This window comes from Streptosporangium sandarakinum (genome assembly GCF_050942225.1).
Lineage (GTDB): Bacteria > Actinomycetota > Actinomycetes > Streptosporangiales > Streptosporangiaceae > Streptosporangium > Streptosporangium nondiastaticum.
Map to the genome: position 1 here is coordinate 2,812,331 of NZ_CP192034.1, position 25,240 is coordinate 2,837,570.

Annotated in this window: 19 protein-coding genes; 11 read left to right on the plus strand and 8 right to left on the minus strand. The window is 73.0% G+C overall.

All coding sequences use genetic code 11. From position 1 onward, the window contains the following. Nucleotides 1-315: 315 nt before the first annotated feature. From ACQP10_RS13020 to ACQP10_RS13045, 6 genes are all read right to left on the minus strand, one after another. Nucleotides 316-1,734 carry an aminopeptidase P family protein gene (locus ACQP10_RS13020; RefSeq protein WP_346020220.1) on the minus strand — a complete coding sequence of 473 codons (1,419 nt, stop codon included), beginning with the start codon at nt 1,732-1,734 and terminating at the stop codon, nt 316-318. 181 nt (nt 1,735-1,915) lie between these two features. Continuing rightward, nucleotides 1,916-3,232 (minus strand): ABC transporter substrate-binding protein, encoded by a 1,317-nt coding sequence (locus ACQP10_RS13025; protein ID WP_433541434.1) that lies wholly within the window; start codon nt 3,230-3,232, stop codon nt 1,916-1,918. A gap of 9 nt (nt 3,233-3,241) precedes the next feature. Next, nucleotides 3,242-4,402 carry a branched-chain amino acid ABC transporter permease gene (locus ACQP10_RS13030; protein ID WP_433541898.1) on the minus strand — a complete coding sequence of 387 codons (1,161 nt, stop codon included), beginning with the start codon at nt 4,400-4,402 and terminating at the stop codon, nt 3,242-3,244. A 136-nt stretch (nt 4,403-4,538) separates the two neighbouring features. Beyond that, nucleotides 4,539-5,429, minus strand: a complete 891-nt coding sequence (locus ACQP10_RS13035; RefSeq protein ID WP_346020218.1) for a branched-chain amino acid ABC transporter permease — start codon at nt 5,427-5,429, stop codon at nt 4,539-4,541. After that, entirely contained in the window at nt 5,426-6,322 is an 897-nt protein-coding gene (locus ACQP10_RS13040; protein ID WP_386149446.1) for an ABC transporter ATP-binding protein, read from the minus strand. The genes ACQP10_RS13035 and ACQP10_RS13040 overlap by 4 nt, the downstream gene beginning before the upstream one ends. Before the next feature lie 142 nt (nt 6,323-6,464). Further along, complete coding sequence (locus tag ACQP10_RS13045; protein WP_346020217.1) at nt 6,465-7,316, minus strand: ABC transporter ATP-binding protein; 852 nt, start codon at nt 7,314-7,316, stop codon at nt 6,465-6,467. Between the two features lie 293 nt (nt 7,317-7,609). Here ACQP10_RS13045 and ACQP10_RS13050 point away from each other — a divergent pair, with 293 nt between their 5' ends. The 3 genes from ACQP10_RS13050 (at nt 7,610) to ACQP10_RS13060 (ending at nt 11,021) form a co-directional block, all read left to right on the plus strand. Beyond that, nucleotides 7,610-8,809 (plus strand): PucR family transcriptional regulator, encoded by a 1,200-nt coding sequence (locus ACQP10_RS13050; protein WP_346020216.1) that lies wholly within the window; start codon nt 7,610-7,612, stop codon nt 8,807-8,809. Nucleotides 8,810-9,002: 193 nt separating this feature from the next. Continuing rightward, nucleotides 9,003-9,431 carry a CBS domain-containing protein gene (locus tag ACQP10_RS13055; RefSeq protein WP_179818291.1) on the plus strand — a complete coding sequence of 143 codons (429 nt, stop codon included), beginning with the start codon at nt 9,003-9,005 and terminating at the stop codon, nt 9,429-9,431. 378 nt (nt 9,432-9,809) lie between these two features. Then, complete coding sequence (locus ACQP10_RS13060; RefSeq protein WP_433541435.1) at nt 9,810-11,021, plus strand: RNA-guided endonuclease InsQ/TnpB family protein; 1,212 nt, start codon at nt 9,810-9,812, stop codon at nt 11,019-11,021. Between the two features lie 29 nt (nt 11,022-11,050). On the opposite strand, the gene ACQP10_RS13065 is transcribed toward ACQP10_RS13060, so the two are convergent. After that, on the minus strand, nt 11,051-14,392 hold the full coding sequence (locus ACQP10_RS13065) for a S8 family serine peptidase (RefSeq protein ID WP_433541436.1): 3,342 nt from the start codon (nt 14,390-14,392) through the stop codon (nt 11,051-11,053). Between the two features lie 452 nt (nt 14,393-14,844). Here ACQP10_RS13065 and ACQP10_RS13070 point away from each other — a divergent pair, with 452 nt between their 5' ends. Next, the gene (locus ACQP10_RS13070; protein WP_179818289.1) at nt 14,845-15,099 is read left to right on the plus strand and encodes a Smr/MutS family protein; all 255 of its coding nucleotides are present in this window, start codon (nt 14,845-14,847) and stop codon (nt 15,097-15,099) included. 132 nt (nt 15,100-15,231) lie between these two features. On the opposite strand, the gene ACQP10_RS13075 is transcribed toward ACQP10_RS13070, so the two are convergent. After that, nucleotides 15,232-15,870, minus strand: coding sequence for a GntR family transcriptional regulator (locus tag ACQP10_RS13075; RefSeq protein WP_346020213.1), 639 nt, complete (start codon nt 15,868-15,870; stop codon nt 15,232-15,234). A 109-nt stretch (nt 15,871-15,979) separates the two neighbouring features. Between ACQP10_RS13075 and ACQP10_RS13080 the strand changes: the two genes are divergently transcribed. The 7 genes from ACQP10_RS13080 to ACQP10_RS13110 all read left to right on the plus strand — a co-directional run bounded on the left by ACQP10_RS13080 (nt 15,980) and on the right by ACQP10_RS13110 (nt 25,231). Beyond that, nucleotides 15,980-17,992 carry a beta-galactosidase gene (locus ACQP10_RS13080; RefSeq protein ID WP_433541437.1) on the plus strand — a complete coding sequence of 671 codons (2,013 nt, stop codon included), beginning with the start codon at nt 15,980-15,982 and terminating at the stop codon, nt 17,990-17,992. Further along, nucleotides 17,989-19,371, plus strand: coding sequence for an aminomethyl-transferring glycine dehydrogenase subunit GcvPA (gcvPA, locus tag ACQP10_RS13085; protein WP_346020211.1), 1,383 nt, complete (start codon nt 17,989-17,991; stop codon nt 19,369-19,371). The genes ACQP10_RS13080 and gcvPA overlap by 4 nt, the downstream gene beginning before the upstream one ends. Further along, on the plus strand, nt 19,368-20,927 hold the full coding sequence (gene gcvPB / locus ACQP10_RS13090) for an aminomethyl-transferring glycine dehydrogenase subunit GcvPB (RefSeq protein WP_346020210.1): 1,560 nt from the start codon (nt 19,368-19,370) through the stop codon (nt 20,925-20,927). The genes gcvPA and gcvPB overlap by 4 nt, the downstream gene beginning before the upstream one ends. A 295-nt stretch (nt 20,928-21,222) precedes the next feature. Continuing rightward, a complete protein-coding gene (locus tag ACQP10_RS13095; protein WP_433541899.1) occupies nt 21,223-22,206 on the plus strand; it encodes an ATP-NAD kinase family protein in 984 nt (327 codons plus the stop codon). After that, complete coding sequence (locus ACQP10_RS13100) at nt 22,203-22,958, plus strand: SDR family NAD(P)-dependent oxidoreductase (RefSeq protein ID WP_179818283.1); 756 nt, start codon at nt 22,203-22,205, stop codon at nt 22,956-22,958. Before ACQP10_RS13095 ends, ACQP10_RS13100 begins: the two co-directional genes overlap by 4 nt. 33 nt (nt 22,959-22,991) lie before the next feature. After that, nucleotides 22,992-24,287 carry an ABC transporter substrate-binding protein gene (locus ACQP10_RS13105; protein WP_346020207.1) on the plus strand — a complete coding sequence of 432 codons (1,296 nt, stop codon included), beginning with the start codon at nt 22,992-22,994 and terminating at the stop codon, nt 24,285-24,287. 5 nt (nt 24,288-24,292) lie between these two features. After that, nucleotides 24,293-25,231, plus strand: coding sequence for a carbohydrate ABC transporter permease (locus ACQP10_RS13110; RefSeq protein ID WP_389994467.1), 939 nt, complete (start codon nt 24,293-24,295; stop codon nt 25,229-25,231). Nucleotides 25,232-25,240 lie beyond the last annotated feature (9 nt).

The window sequence follows — 25,240 nt, forward strand, 5'->3', positions numbered from 1 at the left end:
CGGTGCGGCGACCGGCGGGCGGCGGGGCTCGCCGTATCGCCTCCGGGCCCCCGTACGGCGGCCCTCCACGGCAAGTCTTCCCTGGCGGAGCGTGCCCGGCACGTCACGTACCGTCCTAATTTGGTACGTTTTGTGCGCCTCGGCCGGGCAATCATGGTTCCTCATCGCCCGGACGCCGCCCTCTGGGCACGCCGCCCGGACGCCGATGCCTGGGCACGCCGCCGGTCAGGGCACGCCGTACGGACGCCGCCGCCCGGGTGCGCCGTACGGACGCCGCCTGGGCCCGCCGTACGGAGATCGTCGTACGGCGGGCGGTCAGGCGGAGAGTGCGGCCATCCAGCCCTCGACCTCGTCGGGGTGACGGGGCAGTCCGGCCGACATCAGGCGGGCGCCGTCGGCGGTGATGACGAGGTCGTCCTCGATCCGCACGCCGATGCCCCGCAGCTCCGGCGGCAGCGTCAGGTCGTCCGGCTGCAGGTAGAGGCCGGGCTCGACGGTGAGCACCTGACCCTCCTCCAGCACGCCGTCCAGATAGACCTCCGCGCGGGCCCTGGCGCAGTCGTGGACGTCCATGCCGAGCATGTGGCCGCTGCTGCACAGCGTGTAGCGGCGGTACAGGCCGCTGCCGGTCTCCATGGCCTCGTCCGCGCTGATCTTCAGCACGCCCCAGTCGCGCAGCCCCTCGGCGATGACCCGCATGGCCGTCCGGTGGAAGTCGCGGAACCGCGCCCCGGGCCGCAGCGCGTCGATCGCCGCGCTCTGAGCCTCGTAGACCAGCTCGTAGACCTGCCGCTGGACCGGGCTGAACCGTCCGGAGATCGGCATGGTCCGGGTGACGTCGGCGGTGTAGAGGCCGTCGGTCTCCACGCCCGCGTCGAGCAGCAGCAGGTCGTCGGGGTTCAGCCGGCCGTCGTTGCGGATCCAGTGCAGCACGCACGCGTGGGCGCCGGAGGCGACGATGCTCTCGTAACCGACCGCGTTGCCCTCCAGGCGGGCCCGCAGGCCGAAGACCCCCTCCAGGTAGCGCTCGCCGCGCCGGTGGGCCAGCGCCGCGGGCAGCGCCCGGACGACGTCCTCGAAGCCGCGCACGGTCGCGTCCACCGAGAACTGCAGCTCGGCGACCTCCCACTCGTCCTTGATCAGCCGCATCTCCGAAAGGAACGCCTCCAGCTCCGCGTCCCCGTCGTGCGGGGCGACCCGGGCGTCCACCGAGGCGTCCACCCCGCGCAGCACCCGCGCCGGGCCGCCGAGCGCGTCGTCCAGGCGGTCGATCGGCGCGCAGTCGAGGAGGTAGAGCGCCTCGGCCTCGGCGAGGTCGGGGCGGCGGCCCACCCAGAACTCCCCGTAGCGGCGGTCGCGGTAGAACTCCTGCCCGGCCGTCCCGGGGGCCGAGCGCGGCGAGCGGGGGCGCAGGAACAGCGTCGCCTCCCCGGACGGGTCGATCACCAGGACGTCGTCGGGCTCCTGGTCGCCGGTGAGGTAGGTGAACGCGCTGTGCGGGCGGAACCGGTAGTCGCTGTCGTTGCTGCGGACCTTGAGCGTGCCGGACGGGATGACGAGGCGCTCGCCGGGGAACCGCGCCGCGAGCGCGGCGCGCCGCTTGGCCGTGTAGGCGGCCACCGGCAGCGCCGCCACGTCGTCGCGGCGGCTGTCGGCCCAGCCGGTCGTCATGAACTCGGCGAGTGCGTCGGAGACCGGCAGGTCATGGCTGCCGGTGTTCAGCTTGTCGGTCATCGGATCCCCGGGGCGAAGGCTTGTGGTATTTCACACGCTACCGCCGGGAGGTGCGGCCCGCATCCCCGATGCGGGGACGCGGGCCGTCCGGCCGGCCGCCACCCGACGATTCCCACCCGACCGGGCGGCCGGTCCTCGCTTCGCCAGGCCGTCCGGCCGGTGACCCGCTTCGTGTGAACGGTCAGCCGACCGGTACCCGGTACTCCTTCGCCAGGTCCGACACCGCCGCCTCCTCGAACACCACGGCGCCGCCGATCGCGTCCCTGTCCGGCCTGGTGACGAACGACGCGCGGGAGGCGGGCCGGTCGAACACCGTGAAGTCCATCGGCACGCCGTACTCGCCGCCCCAGGAGGACCGGGTGCGGTGCGCGGCCACGACGCCGGCGCGGCTCAGGTCCTTGGCCGCGCACGCCTCCCGCAGCGCGTCGCCGACCATCGCGGCGGCGGAGTAACCGGTGGCCACGCCGCTGTCGATGGCCTGCTCCGGATATCTGGCCCGGTAGTCGGCGGCGAGCCTCTTCATCGCGGGCAGCGGGGAGCTGATCGGGGCGCCGCCGGTCATGACGTAGAAGTCCTTCAGCAGCGCGGGCCCGGCCGGGGTGGTCAGCAGTTGCGGGGAGTAGGCGGAGTTGCTGCCGACGAACGGCACGTCCATGCCCCTGGCCAGCGAGACGCCCACGAGGGAGGCGGTCTGCCGGGGGCCGACCGACACCAGCACCGCCTTGACGTCCTCGGCCTTGAAGGCGGCGACCTGGGCGCTCATGTCCTGGTCGGTCGCCTTGATCTTCTGTTCGACGATCTCCAGGCCGAGTTTCTCCGCGGCGTACCTGGAGCCGTTCAGCGCGCTCTCGCCGTAGTCCCCCTCGAAGTACAGGTGGCCGATCCTGTCCCCCTTCTTGATCCCCTTCTTCCTGACCAGGAAGTCCACCCCGTTGATCATGTCGATGTCGTAGGTGGTGGCGGTCACCTGGATGGGCCTGCTCCCCAGCAGCCCGGTGGCCCAGGCCATCGGGACGGTGAACATCTGGTCGGCCTCGATGCGCTGTTTGAGGGCCACGACCATGGGAGAGCCGATGAAGTGGGCGATCGCCACCGACCTCGGGGCGATCTCGGTGTAGGCGGTCACGGCCTTCTGCACGTCGTAGCCGTGGTCGCGCACCATGGCCTGGATCTTCCGGCCGCACACCCCGCCCGCCGCGTTGACCTGCTCGAAGTACAGCTGCTGTGCCTGGGTCAGGCTCTTGCCGAAGGAGGCGTAGGGGCCGGTCAGGTCGGTCATGACGCCGACCGTGATCGTGTCCGCCGTGACGCCGGGACCTGTCTTCACCCCGTCGCCGCCGACGGCCGGACCGCCGCCGGTGGCCTTCCCGCTCGCGCACGAGGCGACCGCGGGTGCGAGGGCCAGGACGAGGACGGCGAGCGCCGCGATCCGCCGGGCCGGGGCCGCGGGCGTGCCCGCGCGGCCCGGCGGGGGAGCTGAGGGGAGGGTGGAGGGCAACGTCGGCTCCTAGTCATCGGGGGACGGATTCAACGAGGTCTTGCCGGACTTCTCCGGCTTCCCGGCCCGCCCGGTCTCCGCGGCGGGTACGGCCCGGCGGTCCGGGTCCGGGTCCGCCGGGCCTGCCGGGGAGGTACGGCGAACGGGGGAGGTGCGGCGGGCCGGGGAGGTGCGGCGGGCCAAGCGGGGGCGCAGCCGGCCCGCCAGGCCCAGCAGTCCGCCCGGCAGGAACAGCACGACCGCGACGACCGCGGCGCCGTACAGGATCCGGGCGGCCTCGGCGGGGGAGATCCCACCGGAACCGGGCTCGGCGACCAGCGGCAGGGAATCGCCGTATCGGGTCAGCAACTGGGGCAGCATCGAGACGAAGACGGCGCCGGCCACCGCCCCCGCGACCGACCCGAGTCCGCCGATGACGATCATGGCGAGGTAGTCGAGGGAGAGCAGGATGCCGAAGTACTCCGGCACCGTCCGCTGGAAGGCCAGGGCGAGCAGCACCCCGGCCAGCCCGCCGTACATCGACGACAGCACGAACACGCCCGCGCGGTAGCGGGCCACCGGCACGCCCATCACCCCGGCCGCGATCTCGTGGTCGCGGATGGTGTTCATGGCCCGGCCCGGCCGCCCGGCCAGCACCCCCCGGGCGAAGACGGCCGCGCAGACCAGTACGGCCAGCCCGAGGAACCACAGCCGCTCCAGCGCCCCGAACGGCACCCGGGCGACGACGAGGGCCGGGGAGTCGGCGAAGACGAAACCGAACAGTTCCATGGGCGGCACCGGGCGGCCGTTGTAGCCGCCCGTCACGGGGGTGGCGTTGAACAGGACGTGCTGGCCGAGGAAGATCAGGGCGAGCGTGGCGATGCCGAGGTAGGCGCCCTTCAGGCGGCCGGCGATGGGGCTGAACACCCCGCCCGCGACGCCCGCGGCGAGCACCGCCAGCACCGCCGCCAGCGGGGTGGGCAGGCCCAGCCCGCCTAGCCCGCCCAGGCCGTCCTCCGGCTCGGCGGAGAGATGGACGTAGCAGTAGGCGCCGACCGCCAGGAAGAACGCGTGGCCCATGGAAAGCTGGCCGGTCGCGCCGGTCAGCAGGTTGAGGCCGATCGCCCCGACGGCCGCCGACATCGCGAACAGCCCCGCCTGGAGCCAGAAGCCCTCCAGGTAGAACGGCACGGCGACCGCGACGGCGACCGCCGCCGACCGGGTGAGGACCCTGGCGAGACCGTTCCCGGTGAGCCCGCGGGTGAGCGCCCCGGTGCGTCCGTCCCCGGCGAGTCCGTTCCCGGTGGACCTGTCCTCGGTGAGCCTGTCAGACACGCGCCGGCTCCTTCGTCCCGAACAGCCCCGCGGGGCGGATGAGCAGCACCACGACCATCACCAGGAACGGCGCGACGTCACCGGCGCCCCGGCCGAGGAAGGCCAGGTCGTTCTGGTAGCCGGTCACCAGGGTCTCGGTCACCCCGATGACCAGGCCGCCCGCCAGCGCCCCGGTGGTCGAGTCCAGGCCGCCGAGGATCGCCGCGGGGAACGCCTTCATGGCGGCGAAGGCGGTGCCGCGGTCCAGCCCCGGCGTGGGGAACACGCACAGGAACAGGGCCGCGACGGCGGCGAGGGCCCCGGCGACCGCCCAGGCGCCCATCGACACCCGCCCGCGCCGCACGCCCATCAGCGCGGCGGCCTCGGCGTCCTCGGCGGTGGCGCGCATGGCCACCCCCCAGCCGGTGTGCCGGAACGCGAGCAGGAACGCGGCGATGAGGGCCGCCGCGACGGCCAGCGCGACGAGGCGGGTCTCGGCGACGCTGACGGACCCCAGGCGCACCACCCGGTCACGCCACGGGTCGCCCAGGGCGAGCACGTCGGTGCCGATCCGCCGGGTCAGCTCGGTCGTCAGCACGATGTCCACGCCGATCGTCACGATGGCGAGGACGCCGTGGGAGGCCGTGTTCGCCCGGCGGATGATCAGGAACTCGACCAGGGCCCCGACGGCGGCCGCGGCCGCGACGCCGGCCGCCAGCGCGGCCCAGAAACCGACCGACGGGTGCAGCCGCGCGACGACGTAGCCGCCGGCCAGCAGCAGTGAGGCGTGGGCGAAGTTCACCACCTCGGTCGCCCTGAAGATGATCACGAATCCGAGGGCTATCAGCGCGTACACCGCGCCGATGGAGACCCCGTTCACCAGCAGCTCCAGGAAGGTGGTCACGGGGCGTCCTCCCCGTCCGGGCCCGCTTCCCCGCTTCGGCCCGGTTCCCCGTCCGGCTTCCCGCCCGGGTCCACCGCCCCGTTCCGGCCCGCCGCCTCGTCCGGGCCCGCCGTGCCCAGGTAGGCCCGGACGACTCCGGGGTCGGACTGGACCTCCTCCGGAGGTCCGTGCGCGATGCGCCGGCCGAAGTCCAGGACCGTGACGGTGTCCGCGAGCCGCATGACCATCCCCATGTCGTGTTCCACCAGCAGGATCGAGATGCCGAGGCTCTCCCGGACGGCGGCGATCAGCCCGGCCATGTCGCGCCGCTCGCCGCCGGTCATGCCGGCCACCGGCTCGTCGAGCAGCAGCAGCCGCGGCTCCATGCACAGGGCACGGGCCAGCTCGACCCGCTTCCGCACGCCGTACGGCAGGAGCCCGACCGGTGTGGCGAGCAGGCCGGTGAGGCTGACGAAGGCGGCGATCTCCTCGACCCGCTCGCCGTGACGGGCGGCCTCCCGCCGGGCGGACGGCAGCCGCAGCCCGCACGACAGGAACCCGGCGCGGGTCAGCCGGTGCCTGCCGAGCATGAGGTTGTCCCGCACCGGCAGACGGGGAGACAGGGCGATGTTCTGGAACGTCCGCGCCACGCCCAGGGCCGCGATGCGGTGCGGCGGCAGGACGGTCAGCTCCGCGTCGCCGAACCGCACGCTGCCCGAGGTGGCCCGGTAGGCCCCGGACAGCACGTTGAAGCAGGTCGACTTGCCCGCCCCGTTGGGGCCGATGACCGCGTGGACGCTTCCGGGCTCGACGGTGAATCCGACCGCGTCGAGCGCGGTGAGCCCGGCGAACCGCACGGTGAGGTCGCGTACGGCGAGCCGCACGGGCGGGCCGCCGTCCCCGCGGCCGGCGATGCCCTCGGCGCCCCTGGCGCCCCCGTGGGAGCCGGGGGCTTCGGCGGGGGAGGACCGGGTCCCGAGAGGCAGGACCGTACCGTCCGGTTGGTATGTATCGCTCACGGGTGCTCTCCGAAGGGTCGCCGGGACGCGTCGAGGGTCATCCCGGCCACCTGGCCAGGGCGGGCCGGGCCGCGGGGGCTCCGCCGGCCGGGGCGGCGGGGTCGTCGCCGATCCCCAGGTAGCGGCGGCGCACCTCGTCGCTCGCGGCCAACTCGGCTGCGGGACCGGACAGGGCCACCTCGCCGACCTCCAGCACGTAGGCGTGGCGGGCGAGCGACAGGGCCAGGGCGGCGTTCTGCTCCACCAGGAGAACCGTCGTCCCCTGCGCGTTGATCTCGCGGACGGTGGCGGCGATCCGCGCCGCCGCCATCGGCGCCAGCCCCAGGGTCGGCTCGTCGAGCAGCAGCATCACCGGCCTGGCCATCAGCGCCCGGCCGATGGCCAGCATCTGCTGCTCGCCCCCGGACAGCAGGCCCGCGCGCTGCCGGGCGCGCTCGGCCAGCACGGGGAAGAGCGTCAGCACCCGGTCCCTGGCCTCGGCCGCGGCCCGGCGGCCGCGCGCGCCGCGTGCGCCGAGCGCGCCGGCCCGCAGGTTCTCCGCCACGGTCATCCGCGCGAAGATCCGCCGCCCCTCGGGTACCTGGACGACCCCGCACGCCACGACCGCCGAGGGGTCCGCGCCGGACAGCCTCCTCCCGCCGAAGGAGATCTCACCCGCCGCGATCCCGCCCCGGTGGAAACGGAGGGTGCCGGAGACGGCGCGCAGCAGGGTCGACTTGCCGGCGCCGTTGCCGCCGAGCACCGCCACGACCGAGCCGCGGGGCACCTCCAGTGAGACGCCGCGCAGGGCCGTCACCGGGCCGTAGCCCACCGCCAGGTCCCTGACGACCAGCCCGGCCTCCGCGGGCTCCGCGGCCTCCGGGGGTTCGGCGGCCTCCGCGGTTTTCACGGGTCCTGCGGGTCGCGCGGGCTCCGAGGGCTCCGGGGACTCCGCCGGTGGCGGGGAATCGTGGGCGTCCGTGCGCGCCTCCTGACGGCGGGCCTCCATGCGTTGCCTCCCCTGGCCTCCTGACAGCCGATGAACGCACCCAACCCAGGCGGCCCGCCGGCCGTCCATAGGCCCGGGTGAAGTCGGGGCTCGCGCCCACACGCGGTGGGTGGAGGTTGTGCGCCTGCACAGCGACGGATCACAAACGGGACAGAATCTTGTTCCGCAACGGCGGGGCCTGACACGATTGACAGATGGGGACACGCGGAGCCGTGGACGCCGAGGTCGGCCGGATCATGTCCCTGGCCGCCCGACCGCTGCTGCGACGCCTCTCCGAGCTCACCGACGAGCTCGTCGCCAGGACGCGCGACACCGACGAGGCGTACCGCCGGCTGGTGCCCGCCGACGACCACTGGCAGAGCGTCCACGACGCCATGCGGCACGGGATCGGCGCGATCCTGCTGCCCCGCGAGGAACGCCGCGACGTCGCCCAGGCCGAGGCGACCGCCCGGTGCCGCGCCGAGCAGGGGCTGCCCATGGACTCGCTGCTGCGCAGCTACCGGGTCTCCGCCCAGGTGGTGTGGGAGGGCCTCATCGAGGTCGTCGCCGGCGAGGAGCCGGAGAGCCTGCCGGTGCTCGTCCGCGGCGCCACCCGGTTCTGGCACGCCATCGACCGCCAGGCGGTCGCCGCGGCCGACGCCTACCGCCGCCGCGAGGCTGAGATGTGCGGCCGTACGGCGGAGCGGGTCCAGGCGCTGCTCGACGCCCTCCTGGAGGACCGGGCCGACGCCGCCCTGGTCCGCAGCGCCGCCGCCGCGCTCGACGTGCCGGAGCTCGCCCGCTACGCCGTGGTCGTCACCCGGCCGCCGGGACGCCAGGGCCACGGGCGCGACGCCCCCCGGCCGGCCGTGCTGGGGACCATGCGGCTGCTGTGGCGGATGCGCTCGGACCACGAGGTCGCCGTCGTCCTGCTGCACGACGCGCAGGCCGGCGACTTGATCCGCGGGCTGGAGCCCCACGTCGCCGGGCACGCCGGGATCAGCCCGGTGGTGGAGGGCCTGGCCGAGCTGGGCAGAGCCCGCCGCCTCGCCGAGGTGGCCCTGCGGACCTGCGCGGGGGAGGGGCCGCAGGTGGCCAGGCTGGAGGACCGGCTGCCGGCGGCCCTGGTGGTGAGCCAGCCCGAGCTGGCGGGGCACCTCAGCGCGGCCGTCCTGCGGCCCCTGCTCGCCCTCGACCCGGGTGACCGGGAGGTCCTGCTCGGCACCCTTGAGGCGTGGCTGCGCTGCGAGGGCTCGGCGGTGCGCGCCGCCGGGCGGCTGTACTGCCACCGCAACACCGTCTTCAACCGCATCCGGCGCATCGAGCAGCTCACCGGGCGCTCACTGACCCGCCCGCTGGACATCGTGGAACTGGCTCTGGCCCTCGACGCCGTCCGGCTGCTGCCCGCACCGTGACACACCGGCCCCGCGTCGTGACACGCCGGCCCCGCGTCGTGACACGTCGGCCCCGTGTCACGAGGCACCGGTCCCCGGCGGCCGTGACGGACGGTCCCGCCACCGGGACAGGGCACGGGCGGAGGCTTAGCCCGGAAGCCCGCCGGGCAGGAAACAGACACCCCCACCCAGCCCGCACACCCAGGTGGTCTCGATGCTCATCGGTGCGCTCCTCGCCAAAAAGGGAAACCACGTGGTCACCGTCCGCCCCCGCGCGACGGTGACGGAGCTGCTGGCCGTACTGGCCGACAACAACATCGGCGCCGCGGTGGTCTCCGACGACGGCTCCTCGATCAGCGGCATCGTCTCCGAGCGCGACGTGGTCCGCGGCCTCAACGACCGCGGCGCCGCCGTGCTGGACGCGCCCGTGTCGGCCATCATGACCACCGAGGTCCGCACCTGCGGCCCCGGCGTCAAGGTGGAGGACCTGCGCCAGACCATGACCACGCACCGCATCCGGCACGTGCCGGTGGTGGTGGACGACCGGCTCGCCGGGATCGTCAGCATCGGTGACGTGGTCAAGAGCGCCATCGAGGCGCTGGAGACCGAGAAGGCGTACCTGGTGGACTACCTCCACCGCTGAACGGCTCCGCCCGGCTCCCGTCCCGCCCGTCCCGCCCGGCCCGCCGCGTCGCCGGACGAGTCCTCGCGCGGGCGCCCGGCGGGGACGCCCGCCGGACGCCGGTGGGGCCTGGCACCGGGTGCCGGGCCCCACGGACCGCCGTCGCGTGCCGCTACCGAAATGCGGGTCGGTGCTCCGGCCTCGGGCCGGAGGTGAAGGCCCGCGCGGGAGTGCCCGCCAGGGCGTGAGCGTGTCCTGACCTTCCCGGTTTTGCCGCTCGGTCCATCGGGCGTAGGGCGCCAGGACGGTGAAGGGCCGGCCGCCTGCGTTCGATGATGTGTTCACGGATCGCCCGGATTTCCCTACGCCCGGTCATGGTCGGGTGGCACGATGATGGCCGTGCGGCTGCGTTACCGGTACCGGCTCTCCCCGGACGCCGCCCAGCGCCAGGCGCTGGCGCGGGTGTTCGGGTGCGCCCGCGTGGTGTTCAACGACGGGCTGCGCGCACGCCAGACGGCGCGTGAGGCGGGCCTGCCGTACGTCTCGGATGGGGAGTTGTCGAAGAGGGTCATCACCGAGGCGAAGAAGACGCCCGAACGGGCATGGCTGGGCGAGGTCTCCGCCGTCCTGCTCCAGCAGGCGCTCGCCGACCTGAACGCCGCTTACCGCACCTTCTTCGCCTCGATCACTGGTAAGCGGAAGGGTCCGAAGGTCGCGCCGCCCCGGTTCCGGTCGAAGAAGGACAACCGGCAGGCGGTTCGCTTCACCCGCAACGCCCGGTTCACTGTCACGGCGGGCGGGAAATTGCGCCTGCCGAAGATCGGGGAGGTGCCGGTGCGCTGGTCACGCAGCCTGCCGTCGGAGCCGTCATCGGTGACCGTGGTCAAGGACGCGGCGGGGAGGTACTTCGCGAGTTTCGTCGTGGAGACGGCCGACGAACGGCTTCCCCAGGCCGCAGCCGAGGTCGGCATCGACCTGGGACTGACGCGCTTCGCGGTCACCTCCGACGGCCGGAAGATCGACAATCCCCGGCTTCTGCGCCGGGCGGCGAAGAAGCTCCGCAAGGCGCAAAAGGCCCTCAGCCGCAAGGCGAGGGGGTCGAACAACCGCAAGAAGGCCAAGTTGAAGGTCGCCAGGGCGCACGCCCGGGTGGCCGACGCGCGCCGGGACTTCGCTCACAAGCTCTCCACCGCGTTGATCCGTGACAACCAAGCGATCTACGTGGAGAACCTGTCAGTGAAGGGCCTGGCGCGCACGAAGCTGGCCAGGAGCGTCCATGACGTGGGCTGGTCGCAGTTCGCGGTCATGCTGGAGTACAAGGCCGCCCGGTACGGGCGGACCTTCGCGAAGATCGACCGCTGGTTCCCGTCGTCGAAGCTATGTTCGGCATGCGGCGCCCTCGCCGCGTCCATGCCGTTGAACGTCCGGTCGTGGACCTGCCCGTGTGGCGTGGTCCACGACCGGGACGTCAACGCGGCGCTCAACATCCTGGCCGCCGGACGGGCGGACAGGCTAAACGCCTGTGGAGACCCGGTGAGACCACCGCTTGAGGTGGCGCGGGTCGGCGAAGCAGGAAGCCTCAGGGGTGCCGCGCGATGCGGCACGGGCTGAATCCCCGGGCCTTCAGGCCGGGAAGCGCGTCAACGGACGGTTAGCTTGTCGACCTCGATGGTGAGGCCCTCCACCTCGGGTGTCGAGGTGCCGGTGGTCACCGTGCCGACCCCTGTCGCGACCCCCTTGACCTTCATCGTGTAGGTGAGGGTGCCGCCCGGGGCGCCGGGCGTGCTGTTCACCCGGAGGTCCTGGGTCGGCGGGCCGCTGATCTGCGTTCCGGCCGTGCCCTCGGTGTTCTCGGCGCCCACGGTCAGGCCGTAGCCCGCCGGGGTGTCACCGGGCAGCCGCTCCGGGTCGTAGGTGTAGGTGATGTCCTCGGTGCCGTTGAGCCCGATCCACTGCTGGAACACCTTGGCATCGGTGGTGCCGTAGAGGTTGACCCGCCACTCGACGACGAGCCAGTCGTCGACGCCGTCGGTGAGGGTCGCGACGTAGACGCCGGGCGCGCCGGTGCCGTCCAGGTCGGTCCAGTAGGGGGCGAGCACGTTGTTGGGAGCCGCCGGGTCGGGCAGGGTCTGCGGGACGGGCTCGATGTCACCGGAGCCCGAGGTGCCTCCCGCGACCGTGTAGCCGTCGGAGACGACGCCGATCCGGGTGTAGGTCCGCCCGGCGTACGTGAACGCCGGGACGGTGAAGTTGAGCGCCTGCTCGTCGCCGATCGGCGTCGGCGCGATGCCGAAGGCGTCCAGCGGCAGGTACGGCGCGGGCCCGGTGCCGGGCGTGACGACGGGCCTGTCCGGCTGCCTGCCCGCCAGGGTCGCCTTCGCCGTGGCGATCTGGGAGCCGATCTTCGTGGCCCCCGTGACGCCGTTGAGGCGCAGCCTGGCGTCCAGGGTGCTGACCGCCGTCACCTCGGTGTCGTTGAACGTGTCGTTGCGCACGCTCACCGTGCAGGTGGACTCGCCGGTGTTCCGGGCGATGGTGTCCGGCGTGCAGGTCTGGTCGACCGGGACGGCGCCCTCCTTGCGGAAGAACGCCACCGGCAGGTGCAGGTCGCGGTTCCCGCCGACCTGCTTGAGGTCAACCTGGCCGAAGTACTGGCCGTCGGGCAGGTCGGGGGCGGTGACCACCACGGAGATCTTCGCGCTCTTGCCCGGCTTGACGCTGAACAGCGGCGGCAGCACCGCGATCTTCGCCCCGCTGACGGTCCTGCCGGTCGCGGTATAGGTGAGCGTCCTGTCGGTGACGTTGGTGACCGTCCGCTTGACGGTGATGAGCCCCGGCATGGTCGGGGCGTTCACCGACGGCAGGTTGAGGTTGATGCGGTTCCGCTCGTCGGTGGCCGAGGCGGCGAAGTTCTCCGCGGTCTCGTCCAGGGTCAGCCCGGGGTCGCCGGCCTTCGTCAGGTCGATGCGGCCGCCGCCGAGGTCGAACGGGTCGGCGGCGGTGACGCGGTCCTGCTTGGTGACCGACGTCTTGGCCGTGGTCTCCAGCGCGGACTTGACCTGGCCGGGGGTCCAGTCGGGGTGCAGCGCGAACACCAGGGCCGCGGCGCCCGCGACGTGCGGCGACGCCATCGAGGTGCCCGCGATCGCCTGGTACAGCTGGCCCTGCGGGCCGCCCGCCGGGCCCTCCAGCGTCGGCGTCTGGCCCGCCAGGATGTGCAGGCCGGGCGCGGTGACGTCTGGCTTGAGGAAGTCCCCGCCCGGCCCGCGGGAGGAGAACGTGGTCATGGCGTCGCCCTGCCAGGTGGTCTTGGCTCCCTGCGGGAACGACGCGGTCGCGCCGGGGTTGGCCGACAGGAAGGCCAGCAGGGCGTCGGTCTCCGGCTTGTCGATGTGGACCGTGGGCAGCCAGTGGTTGTCGGTCATCACGTCGAGCGGCGTGGTGTTGTAGAGGATCATCCCCGCCGCGCCGCCCTGACGCACGTTGAAGCCCTTCAGCACCCGGCCGGGGCCGCGCTCACAGGCGACGATCTTACCGGTGAACAGGCCCGGAGGGGCCGGGACCGTACAGAGCGGGTTGGAGTACGGCGGAGCCGAGGCGAGCACGACCCGCTGCGGGGAGGTCACCCCGGCGGTGATGGAGGCGCCCTTGAGCGTGGCCGTCGCGCCGCCCGTGCCGGTCAGCGTGACGGTGGACTGGAACGTCCTGGACTGCGTGGAGGCCGCCACCGTGGTCACCCACGGGCCGCGGTGGTCGGTGGTCCCCGCGCCGGGGCCGGAGTTGCCCGCCGAGGCCGACACGAACACGCCCGCGGCGTAGGCGTCGAGGAAGGCCAGCTCCACCGGGTCGGTGTAGGGGGAGCCGCCGCCGGAGATCGAGAAGTTGATCACCCGGACGCCGTCCAGGATCGCCCGGCCCACGGCCTGTGCGGAGTCGGAGGGGAAGCAGCCCTCCACCCCGCACACTTTGTAGATCGACACGTGCGCCGCCGGGGCGATGCCGTGGATCGGGCCGCGGCTGATGCCCAGGGGGTCGGCGTCGGCCACCGGGCCGCCGGCCGAGGTGGTCGCGGTGTGGGTGCCGTGGCCGTTGGAGTCGCGCGCGCTGTCGGGGTACACCTCGCCGCCGAACACCGCGTTGTAGGTCTCCAGGAACGGCGCGCCGCCGATGAGCTTGTCGTTGCAGGTGAACGGGTCGGCGGCCGGGGTCAGCGGGTTGTCGCCGAAGTCGCAGACGCGCGGGGAGCCGTCCCGGGTGGGCGGCGCGGCGGGCAGGTTGCCGGGGTCGGCGAACTGGGGGTGCTCCGGCCAGACGCCGGAGTCGAGGACGCCGACGACGACGCCCTTGCCGGAGGAGGAGCTGCCGCCCAGCTTGCTGTAGATCGCCGGCGCCCCGATGAAGTCGGAGCTGGAGTCGGTCAGCGGCTTCTCGGGCTTGTCGTGCTGGACCGCCGCGACCCCGGGCAGCTTCAGCACCTCGGCCGCCTTGTCGGCGGGGATCCGCAGCGCGATGCCGCCGTAGACGGTGCGCAGCTTCTGCCCGGCCCGGGCGCCCGGCACCTTCCTGGCCAGCTCGGCGAGGAAGGCGTTCTCCACCCGCTCGATGTGCTTCTCGTACTTCTTGGCGGTCGCGCCCCTTACGTCGAGCGCCCTGCCGGTCTTCGCGGGACTCGTGGCGGGAAGTCCTTCGAGGTCGCCCTGGTAGGCGGCGTACGAGTCGTAGTCGAGTTTGACCATCACGTTGACGGGGGCGCTCGACGTCGACTTCAGCAGCGCCGTGTCGCTCCGGGCGAGCCTGCCGGTCGCCGACTTGGCCCCCTGGACCGGCTCGCCGCCGGCCAGCGGGGTCGCCGTCCACTTCTTCGGGGCCGGCGTGGGGGCGGGATCCGCGCTCGCCGGCGGCGTCATCGCCGCGACGAGCCCGAGGCCGGCGGCGAGCACCGCCACCCGCCTGATCCGGGGCAGCTGGGGGGTACTGGGCAAGGAGACCTCCCTGTGGGGGACACATGAGCGCGTCACCCCGCGTGGAGGTCCCGGGTCACCCGGCCGTGCCCGGCCGCGGGCATGACTGAGGAGGTCTCGGCCCTCCCCGTGGGTGACGAGCGATCGACCGTCCGTGAGGGCGGCCGACCTGACTGGGAGACTAATCAGCGGCCATTTGCTTGGCTAGAGACGGAAATTGCCACAATAAACACCCTGCTTGGGCAAATCTGATCACACGATCGCCGACGACCCGGTGGCGGGCCACTGCGGCCCGGGGCGCCTGTCCCGCGGGCCGTGGTCCGGGGGAGTGGGGCGGCCGGCTCCCGGAAGGGGCGGGCCGGTTCCGGCCCGGAGCGGCCGTTCCATGGGCCGCGGGTGAGGCCGTAGCCTTACGGTGCCGGTTCCGGCGCGGTCCGCCGCGCGCACACCCGGGGGCCCGCGAGGAGGATGTTGTGAAGCTCAAGCTCGACCTGCACCCGATCTTCAACCGCGGTGGTGAGATCGACAAGGCGCTGCGCGGCATCATCGACGAGGCGATCAGGAAGAGGGCCACCGAGGTCGAGATCATCCCCGGGAAGGGCTCCGGCCAGCTCAAGAAGAAGGTGCTGCGCTTCCTGGAGCAGAAGGAGATCAAGGCCCTCTACCACCGCATCGACAAGGACTCCAAGAACCACGGCCGGCTGTTCGTCTACTTCCGGCACAAGTAGGCGCGTGCTTCCGCCGCGGACGGGTGTGCGCGGGCGGGCCCGTGCTTCCGCCGCGGGCGGGCCGTGCGGCGGCCGGGCCGGGCGGCGGTCGCGCGGGTGGGTCGTGCGGCGGCCGGCCGGGCCGGGTGGCGGTCAGGGGATGCGGGCGATCATCCGCTCCATGCCGTTGACCCAGTTGTCCCGCAGGGCGCTCACCGCGCCCTGAAGGTCGTCTTCGAGCAGCCGTTCGGCGATCCGGCGGTGCTCCTCGGCGGCGCGTGCCATCGGGGTGCCGTCGCCGGACATCAGGTGGGTGTAGCGGCGCATGCCCGCCTTGACGCTGGTGATCAGATCGAGCAGCCGTTCGTTGCCGCAACCGCTCAGTAGCAGGTCGTGCCACTCGTCGTCGTGGCGTTCGATCTCCTGACGCGCGGCGACGTCGGCGGAGAACTCCCGGGCGAGCCGGAGCAGCTCCGGGGCGACCTCGCGCAGGTGGGCCGGGTCGGAGCTCTCCAGGGCCAGCGCCTCCAGGGCCGCCACGATCGCGCACAGCTCCCTGAACTCCTTGCGGCTGACCGGTGCGAACCGGAAGCCCCTGCCCTGGTTGCTCTCCAGCACGCCCTCCCCGGCGAGGGTGATCAGGGCCTCGCGCAGCGGGGTCCGGCTGACGCCGAGCTCTCCGGCCAGGACGGCCTCGTTGATGTCGGTCCCCGCGGCGAAGTCGCCCCGTTCGAGCCGGAGCATCAGCTCCTCGCGGATCTGCTCGCGGAGGGGGCGCCGCTCGATCGCCATTGCACTCCTTGGATTGATCTTGGCTGAAGCCTACCGCTTGACGGCATTCAGCACACTGCACTATGAATTCTGCATACAAAATATTACATGTCACAGATTGGAGTTTCGGGTGGGGCTGACCAGGGTTTCCGGTCTGCTGTTCGGCGGTGACTACAACCCCGAGCAGTGGCCGGAGCACGTCTGGGAGGAGGATGTCCGGCTGATGGCCGAGGCGGGCGTCAACATGGCGACCGTCGCCGTCTTCTCCTGGTCCCGGCTCGAACCGCGCCCCGGGGAGTACGACTTCGGCTGGCTGGACCGCGTCCTCGACCTGCTGCACGAGCACGGCGTCGCCGCCGACCTGGCCACCGCCACCGCGACCCCGCCGCCCTGGCTGGTCCGCGACCACCCCGAGGTGCTGCCGGTGGACGCCGCCGGGACGCGCCTGGAGTTCGGCTCCCGGCAGAGCTACTGCCCCAGCTCACCGGTCTTCCGCGACGCCGCCGTCCGGCTGGTCCGCGCCATGGCCGCCCGGTACGGCCGGCACCCCGCCCTGGCCCTGTGGCACATCGGCAACGAGTACGCCGACCACGTCCTCGAATGCTTCTGCGCCGAGTCGGCCCGGCACTTCCGGACCTGGCTGGAGAGCCGCTACGGGACGGTCGACGGGCTGAACGCCGCCTGGGGCACCTCCTGCTGGGGCCAGCACTACACCGCGTTCGACCAGGTCGAACCGCCCCGCAAGGCCCCCGGGCCGGTCAACCCCACCCAGGTCCTCGACTGGCGCCGCTTCTGCTCCGACGCGCTGCTGGAGTGCTTCGAGCTGGAGCGGGCCGTGCTGCGCGAGGTCACCCCGGACGTGCCGGTGACCACCAACTTCATGAGCATCCTGCACGGCCTGGACTACTGGAAGTGGGCCGCCGCCGAGGACGTGGTCAGCGACGACGCCTACCCCGACCCCGCCGACCCCGAGTCGCACGTGGCGGTCGCGCTCAGCTACGACCTGATGCGCTCGCTGAAGCGGCGGCCGTGGATCCTGCTGGAGCAGGCCGCGAGCGCGGTGAGCTGGCGGGAGGTCAACGCGCCCAAGCCGCCGGGCATGATGCGCCTGCACAGCCTGCAGGCCCTGGCCCACGGCGCGGACGGCGCGATGTTCTTCCAGTGGCGGCAGGCCCGCTACGGCCCGGAGAAGTTCCACTCCGCGCTGCTCCCGCACGGCGGCACCGCCGCCCGCGGCTGGCAGGACACCCTTCGGCTCGGCGCCGACCTGCGGCGCCTCGCCGAGATCGCCGGAACCGGGACGCGCGCCGACGTGGCGCTCCTCCTCGACTGGGACAGCTGGTGGGGCCTGGAGGCCCCCGAGTCGATGCCGTCCGACCGGCTCAGGCTCAAGGACCTCCTGCTGTCCTGGTACCGGCCGCTGCACGCCCGCGGCGTCGCGGTCGACCTCGTCCCCGCGGGCCGCGACCTGTCCGGCTACCGGGTGGTCATCGCGCCCAACCTCTACATGTGCACGCCGGAGCAGGCCCGGCACCTGGCCGCCTTCGACGGGCACCTCGTCGTCGGCCCGTTCAGCGGCGTCGTCGACGCGGCCGACCAGGTGCACGACGGCGGCGCCCCCGGCCCGCTGCGCGAACTGCTCGGCCTGACGGTCGACGAGTTCTGGCCGCTCCCCGACGGACAGGTCCAGCGGGTCCGGCCCGTCGCCGGGGCGGTCACGGGGGCGTACGCGGACGCGGCGGCCGTGCCGGCGCGGACCTGGGCCGAGTGGCTGCGCGTCGAGGACGCCGAGGTGCTCGCCCGCTACGAGGGTGGCGACCTCGACGGGCAGCCGGCGATCACCCGCCGCGGGCGGGCGACCTACCTGAGCTGCCTGCTCGACGACGTCACCCCGGTGCTGTCGGAGGTCCTGGCCGCCGCGGGCGTCCGGCCGGTGGCCGACGTGCCCGAGGGCGTGGAGGCCACCCGCCGGGGCCCCTACCTCTTCCTGCTCAACCACGCGACGACCCCCGCCCGGCTGGACCTCGCCGAGCCGGGGACCGACCTGCTGACCGGCCGTGACCTGCGCGGCCGCATCGAGATCCCGGCCCGCGACGCGGTGGTGCTCCGCACCGGCGCCGGACCGACCGAAGGAGAACGGTGACACACCCCTACATCCCGAACGCCGAACCCGGCGTGCGGGCCGAGATGCTGGCGGCCATCGGCGCCGCGAGCGTCGAGGAGCTCTACGCCGCCATCCCGGCGGACCTGCGCCTGGACCGGCCTCTGGACCTGCCCGAGCCGCTGGTCTCCGAGCACGAGCTGGTCGCGCACATGCGCGGGCTGCTGGGCCGCAACACCGACACCACCGAGGCGCTCAGCTTCCTCGGCCACGGCTGCTACCCGCACCACGTGCCGGCCGTCTGCGACGAGATCAACGGGCGCGGCGAGTTCCTCACCGCCTACGCGGGCGAGCCGTACGAGGACCACGGCCGGTTCCAGGCCCTGTTCGAGTACGTCAGCATGATGGCCGAGCTGCTGGAGATGGACGTCGTCAACGTCCCCACCTACGACGGCTACCAGGCGGCCGGCACCGCGATCCGGATGGCCGTCCGCTACACCGGCCGGTCGAAGGTGCTGATCAGCGGGGCCGTCGCCGCCGACAAGATGAGCAAGCTGCACGACTTCCTCGACCACGACGTCGAGCTGGTCGTCGCCCCGGTCGGGCCGGGCGGCGAGATCGGCGACGTGCGGATCGACGAGACCTTCGCCGCGATCTACCTGGAGACCCCGAACGTCTACGGCGTCGTGGAGACCCGGGGCCGCGAGCTCGCCGAGCTCGCGCACGCCGCCGGCGCGCTGCTCGTCGTCTCCGCCGACCCGATCTCGCTGGGCGTGCTCGCCCCGCCCGCCGCCTACGGCGCCGACATCGCCTGCGGCGACATCCAGTCGCTCGGCATGCACCAGGCCCACGGCGGCGGCCACGCCGGGTACATCGCCACCCGCGACGAGGAACGCCTGGTCGCGGAGTTCCCCTCGCGGCTGTTCGGCCTCGCGCCGACCGAGGTCCCCGGCGAGTACGGCTTCGGCGACGTCTTCTACGACCGCACCTCCTTCGCCCACCGTGAGGAGGGCAAGGAGTGGGTGGGCACCGCGGCCGCCCTGTGGGGCATCACCGCCGGGGTCTACCTCGCGCTGATGGGCCCCGAGGGCATGCGCGAGCTCGGCGAGACGATCCTGGCCCGCACCCGCTACGCGATGGAGCGGCTCGCCGCCGCCGGCGCCCGGGTGCTGCACCCCGACGCGGTGCACTTCCGCGAGTTCGCGATCGAGGTGCCCTCCGCGGACGGCCTCCTCGCCGCGCTGCGCGAGCACGGCATCTTCGGCGGCGTCCGGCTGGACGACCGCACGCTGCTGGTCTGCGTGACCGAGCGGCACTCCAGGGACGACATCGACCGGCTGGCGGCAGCCGTGCGGGAGGGGCTCGGCGTGAGCGGAACCATCGAGGGCGCCGGGACGCCGGCGGCGGGGGAGACGGCGTGAGCGGGCACGCGGGCGAGCCGTTCGCCGAGCTGCCGGTCGCGCCCAAGCCGCGGCTGCGCCGGTTCCACCAGGCCCGCTGGGACGAGCCGATCATCTTCGAGCAGTCACGCCCCGGACGGCGGGGCATCGCCGTACCGGCCCCGGGCGTGCCCGCGGTGGAACTGCCCGACACGGTACGGCGGGCCGAGCCGCCCAGGCTGCCGGAGATGTCGCAACTGCACGTGCTGCGGCACTACGTCCGGCTGTCGCAGGAGAACCTGGGCGTCGACCAGGCCATCGCGGTCGGCCAGGGCACCTGCACGATGAAGTACAGCCCGAAGGTCAACGACCGCTTCGTCACCGACCCCAAGGTGGCCGAGCTGCACCCGCTCCAGCCCGACGACACCGTGCAGGGCGTACTGGAGATCTACTGGCGGCTGGAGCGGATGCTCGCCGAGATCTCCGGCATGCACCGGGTCTCGCTCCAGCCCGCCTCCGGTTCGGCGGCGATCTACGCCAACATCGCGATGATCCGCGCCTACCACGCCTCCCGCGGCGAGGGGGAGCGGCGCGACCAGGTCATCACCACGATGTTCTCGCACCCGTCCAACGCGGCCTGCGCCAAGACCGCCGGGTACGAGGTCATCACGCTGATGCCGGACGAGAACGGATACCCCGACATCGAGGCGCTGCGCGCCGCCGTCGGGCCCCGCACCGCGGCCCTGATGATCACCAACCCCGAGGACACCGGCATCTTCAACCCGCGCATCGCCGAGTTCGTCGCGCTGGTGCACGAGGCGGGCGGCCTGGCCTGCTATGACCAGGCCAACGCCAACGGCCTGCTCGGCGTCACCCGCGCCGCGGACGCCGGGTTCGACCTGTGCCACTTCAACCTGCACAAGACCTTCTCCACCCCGCACGCGTGCGGGGGACCGGCGGCCGGCGCGAGCGGCGTGTCCGAGGCGCTCGCCCCGTTCCTGCCGGGGCCGACCGTGGAGTTCGACGGATCGCGGTACCACCTCGACGCCGACCGCCCGCTCTCCGTCGGCAAGATGCGCCCGTTCCTCGGCGTCACCCCGAACGTGGTCCGCGCCTACGCGTGGATCATGGCGCTGGGCGCCGCGGGCCTGCGCGAGGTCGCCGAGACCGCGGTGCTCAACAACAACTACCTGATGCACAAGGTCCTGCAGATCAAGGGGGCCTCGGCGCCCTGGGGACGGAACCGCCTGGAGCAGGTCCGCTACTCCTGGCAGGAGCTGTCGGAGGAGACGGGCGTCCACTCGGAGGAGATCGGCGTGCGCGCCGCCGACTTCGGCGTGCACTACTGGACCAGCCACCACCCCTACGTGGTCCCCGAGCCCTTCACCCTGGAGCCGACGGAGTCGTACTCCAAGGAGGACCTCGACGAGTACGCCGCGATCCTGGAGCACGTCGCCGACGAGGCCCGCCGCGACCCCGGGCTCGTCAAGGGGGCCCCGTACAACCAGACGATCCACCGGATCGACCCGTCGTCGCTGGACGATCCCGAGCGGTGGTCGCCCACCTGGCGCGCCTACACCCGCAAGCACCTGTCATGACCACCGACCGGCCGGACCCCTCCCGCACCGTCGCCGGGCACCCCGGTTCCTCCCGCGCCGCGGGGGGAGCCGGGGACCCGGGGCGGGCGGCCCGCCCCGGGTCCCCGGGCGGCGCGGCCTTCACGGTCGGGTTGATCGTCAACCCGGTCGCGGGGATCGGCGGCCCGGCCGGGCTCAAAGGCAGCGACGGCGCCGGCGTGCAGCTGGAGGCCCTCGCCCGGGGCGCGTCCCCCGGGCGGGCGAGCGGGCCGCGCTGGCCGTACGGGCGCTGCTGGCCCGCCGCCCGGACACCAGGATCGTCACCGTCGCGGGCCCGATGGGCGAGGACAGCGTGCGCGCCGCCGGAGGCGTCCCCGAACTCGTACGGCAGGCCCCCGGCGACCCCTCCTCGTCCCGGGACACGACCGCGGCCGTCGAGGCGATGCGGGACGTCGACCTGCTGCTGTTCGCCGGAGGGGACGGCACCGCCAGGGACGTCCTCGACGGCTCGCCGTCCTGCCCGGTGCTCGGCGTCCCGGCGGGCGTCAAGGTCTACTCCGGCTGCTTCGCGGTCAGCCCCGCCGCGGCGGGGACCACGGCCGCCGAGTTCGGCCGGGACGCCGGACGGGCCGGGGGCCCAGGGAGCACGGGAGGCACGGGGAGCACCCTCGCCGCCGAGGTGGTGGATCTCGACGAGGACGCCTACCGGCGTGGCCGGGTCAGCCCCCTGCTCTACGGCACCCTGCGGGTACCCGCCGCCCGGGCGCGGCTGTCGGGCCGCAAGGTCGGCTCCTCCGCCGCCGCCCCCGGGTCGGCCGAGGCGATCGCCCGGGAGGTCGCGGCCCGGATGCGGCCCGGCGTCCGCTACGTCCTCGGTCCCGGCGCCACCACCATGGCCGTGGGACGGCTGCTCGGCCTGGCCACCACGCTGCTCGGCGTGGACGTGGTCCAGGACGGCGAGCTGGTCGCCGCGGACGTGACCGAACGACGGCTGCTCGGCCTCGTCGACGGGCACGAGACCTGCGCGGTCCTCTCGGTCATCGGCGGGCAGGGCTTCGTGCTCGGCCGGGGCAACCAGCAGATCGGTCCCGCCGTACTCAAAAAGATCATGGCTTCCGGGGGGCTGCTCGTCCTGGCCACCCAGCAGAAGCTCGCCGGTCTCGGCGGCCGGCCGCTGCTGGCCGACACCGGAGACCCGGAGGCGGACGCCCTCGTCGCGGGCCACGTCTCCGTCATCACCGGACACCGCGAGAGCGCGGTGTACCGGATCCGACCCGCTACCGAGGAGTTCCCAGCATGACCGCCCTGACTGACAAGGTCGCCATCGTCACCGGCGGCGCCTCCGGCATCGGCCGGGCCACCGCGCTGCTCTTCGCCCGCCAGGGCGCGGCCGTGGTGGTCGCCGACATCGACGGCGCCGGCGCCGCGGCGGTCGCCGAGGAGATCGGGAACGAGGGCGGCAGGGCCGTGGCCGTCGAGACGGACGTGGCCGCCGAGGCCGACTGCGCGCGGGCCGTACGGACCGCGGTGGAGACCTTCGGCGGGCTGCACGTGCTGTTCAACAACGCCGGGATCATCCGCCGCACCACCGCGCTGGACCTGTCGGCCGACGAGTGGGACCGCGTCATGGCGGTCAACGTCAGATCGGTCTTCCTGATGTGCAAGCACGCGATCCCCGCCATGAAGGACGGCGGCTCGATCGTGAACACCGGCTCCGGCTGGGGCCTGAAGGGCGGCGGCAACGCCATCTCCTACTGCGCCTCCAAGGCCGCCGTGGTCAACATGACCCGGGCCCTGGCCATCGACCACGCCAAAGCCGGAATCCGCGTCAACTCCGTCAACCCCGGCGACACCGACACCCCGATGCTCCGCGACGAGGCCCGCCAGCTCTCGGAGGACTGGGCGGTCTTCGCCGCCGACGCCGCCGACCGGCCGATGGGCCGCGCCGGCTCCCCCGACGAGATCGCCCAGGCCGTCCTCTTCCTGGCGAGCGACGCCGCCAGCTACGTCACCGGCGCGGCCCTGGTCGTCGACGGCGGCGGACTCGCCTAACCCACCCCCCGCAAAACCCCCAGGAGGCACCCCGTGTCTTTCCCCCCGTCCAAGAAGACCCTCGCCGCGGCGGCACTGGCCCTGACCGCCGCCGTCACGACCGCGTGCAGCGGCAGTGGCGCCGGCGGCCCGGCCGCCGCCGGGAAGGTCACCATCCGCTGGTCGACCTGGGGGTCGGCCGAGGACGTCGCGTTGTACAAGACCTTCAACGACGACTTCATGAAGCGCCACCCGAACATCGTGCTGAAGATGGAGACGGTCCCCAAGTACGAGGACTACCACCCCAAGCTCCTGACCCAGCTCACCTCGAAGACCGCGCCCGACGTCTTCTTCGTCGGCGACGACAACATCGGCAAGTTCGTCGCCTCCGGGGTGGTCACCCCGCTCAACGACCGGCTCGCCGGCCCCGCCAGCAAGAGCAGGCCCGAGGACTTCTTCGAGGGCATCTACGGCGGCGCCAAGAAGGACGGCAAGATCTACGGCGTCCCGAACGACACCAACCCCGAGGTGCTCTGGTACGGCAAGAAGGCGCTCCAGGAGGCCGGGATCACCGAGGACCCCGCCGAGCTGAACGCCGCCGGCAAGTGGACCATGGCCAAGTACCTGGAGATGAACGCCAAGCTCAAGGCCGCGGGCAAGGCCGGTTCGATCTTCTGGAACTGGTACGGCTCCACCTACAGCGTCATCGGCGGCTTCGGCGGCAAGGTCTGGGACGGCGGCAGGTTCGTCGCCACCACCGACCCCAAGTCCCGCGAGGCCCTGCAGACCCTGGCCAAGGGGTACGCCGACAAGACCTTCCTGTCGGCCGACGTGCTGCCCGCCAGCAACGGAGCCAACACCCAGTTCCTGCGCGGCAAGGCCGGCTTCTACGCCGGCGGCCGGTGGATGATCGAGGTGGTCAAGAAGGGCGGCGACCAGGCGAACTACGACATCGTGCCGTTCCCGTCGGAGACCGGCGCCCCGATGCCCGGCGCGGTCGCGGCCTCCTACCTCGCGCTGAACAAGGACTCCCGCAACCCCGACGAGGCGTTCACCTTCCTCACCGAGTTCGCCAGCAAGGAAGGCCAGCTCCTGCGGCTCAAGAGCGGCGGCGCGGTCCCCTCCATCAAGGGCGCCGAGCAGGTCGTGCTGGAGGGCGGTTACCCGGCGCACGCCCAGACCCTCCTCGACGTCCGGGACACCGGCTTCGCGAACTATCCCGAGGAGGTCGCGGTGCCCGGCCTGACCAAGGACATCAACGACGAGCTGATGAAGGTCTGGACCGGCAAGGTCGGCTTCGACGAGGGCATGACCAAGCTGCAGGCCCTCGTCGACGGCAGGATCGGATAACGGCCGTGGGCGTCGTCACCCCGGCGCGCCCCACCACCGGGACCCGGCCCGCGCGCGCGGCGGAGCGCGTGCGGAACCGGGACGGCTGGTGGGCCGCGCTCTTCCTCGCGCCGCAGGTGCTGGGCCTGCTGGCGTTCCTCGTCTTCCCCCTCGGCTTCGCGATCGTACTCGCGTTCATGAGATGGGACGGGCTCGGCGAGAAGTCCTGGGTCGGCTTCGACAACTTCGCCGCCCAGCTCACCGACCCCGAGTTCGGCACGGCCGTCTGGAACACCGTCAAGCTAGCCCTGCTGACGGTCCCGATCGGCCTGACGCTCGCGCTGCTCGTCGCCCTCGCGCTGAACAGCGTGCGGGGGAAGACCTTCTACCGGGTCGTCTACTTCCTGCCCGTGGTGACCAGCTCCGTCGCGGTGGCCGTGATGTGGCAGGTCATCCTGGCCAGCGGCGACTACGGCGTGCTCAACAGCACCCTCCACAGGTGGTTCGGCGTCACGCCGCCCGACTGGCTGGACGACCCGGGCTGGGTCATCGTGGCCATCGCGGTCGTGACGATCTGGTCCTCGCTCGGCCTCAACGTGGTCATCTTCCTGGCCGGGCTGCAGACCATCCCGCCGTCGCTGACCGAGGCCGCCCGCATCGACGGCGCCGGCCCGGTCCGCGTCCTCCGCTCGGTGACGCTGCCGATGATCTCCCCGACGATCTTCTTCTCCACCGTCGTCGCGGTGATCAGCTCCTTCCAGGCGTTCGACCAGATCTACGTGCTGGTCAACCCCGCCCACAACGAGGGGGCCCGCACGATCGTCTACCAGGTCTACGACCTGGGCTTCCAGAAGTTCGAGTTCGGGATGAGCAGCGCCGCCGCGCTGATCCTGCTCGCGCTGACGCTGCTCGTCACCTTCGTCCAGTTCGCGGCGCAGAAGCGCCTCGTCCACTACGACTCCTGAGGGGACCGT

Excerpts from the sequence above, each read along its gene's own strand:
- ACQP10_RS13100 (WP_179818283.1), top strand. The coding sequence starts at position 22,203 with ATGACCGCCCTGACTGACAAGGTCGCCATCGTCACCGGCGGCGCCTCC.
- ACQP10_RS13055 (WP_179818291.1), top strand. The coding sequence starts at position 9,003 with ATGCTCATCGGTGCGCTCCTCGCCAAAAAGGGAAACCACGTGGTCACC.
- ACQP10_RS13075 (WP_346020213.1), bottom strand. The coding sequence starts at position 15,870 with ATGGCGATCGAGCGGCGCCCCCTCCGCGAGCAGATCCGCGAGGAGCTG.
- ACQP10_RS13020 (WP_346020220.1), bottom strand. The coding sequence starts at position 1,734 with ATGACCGACAAGCTGAACACCGGCAGCCATGACCTGCCGGTCTCCGAC.
- ACQP10_RS13050 (WP_346020216.1), top strand. The coding sequence starts at position 7,610 with ATGGGGACACGCGGAGCCGTGGACGCCGAGGTCGGCCGGATCATGTCC.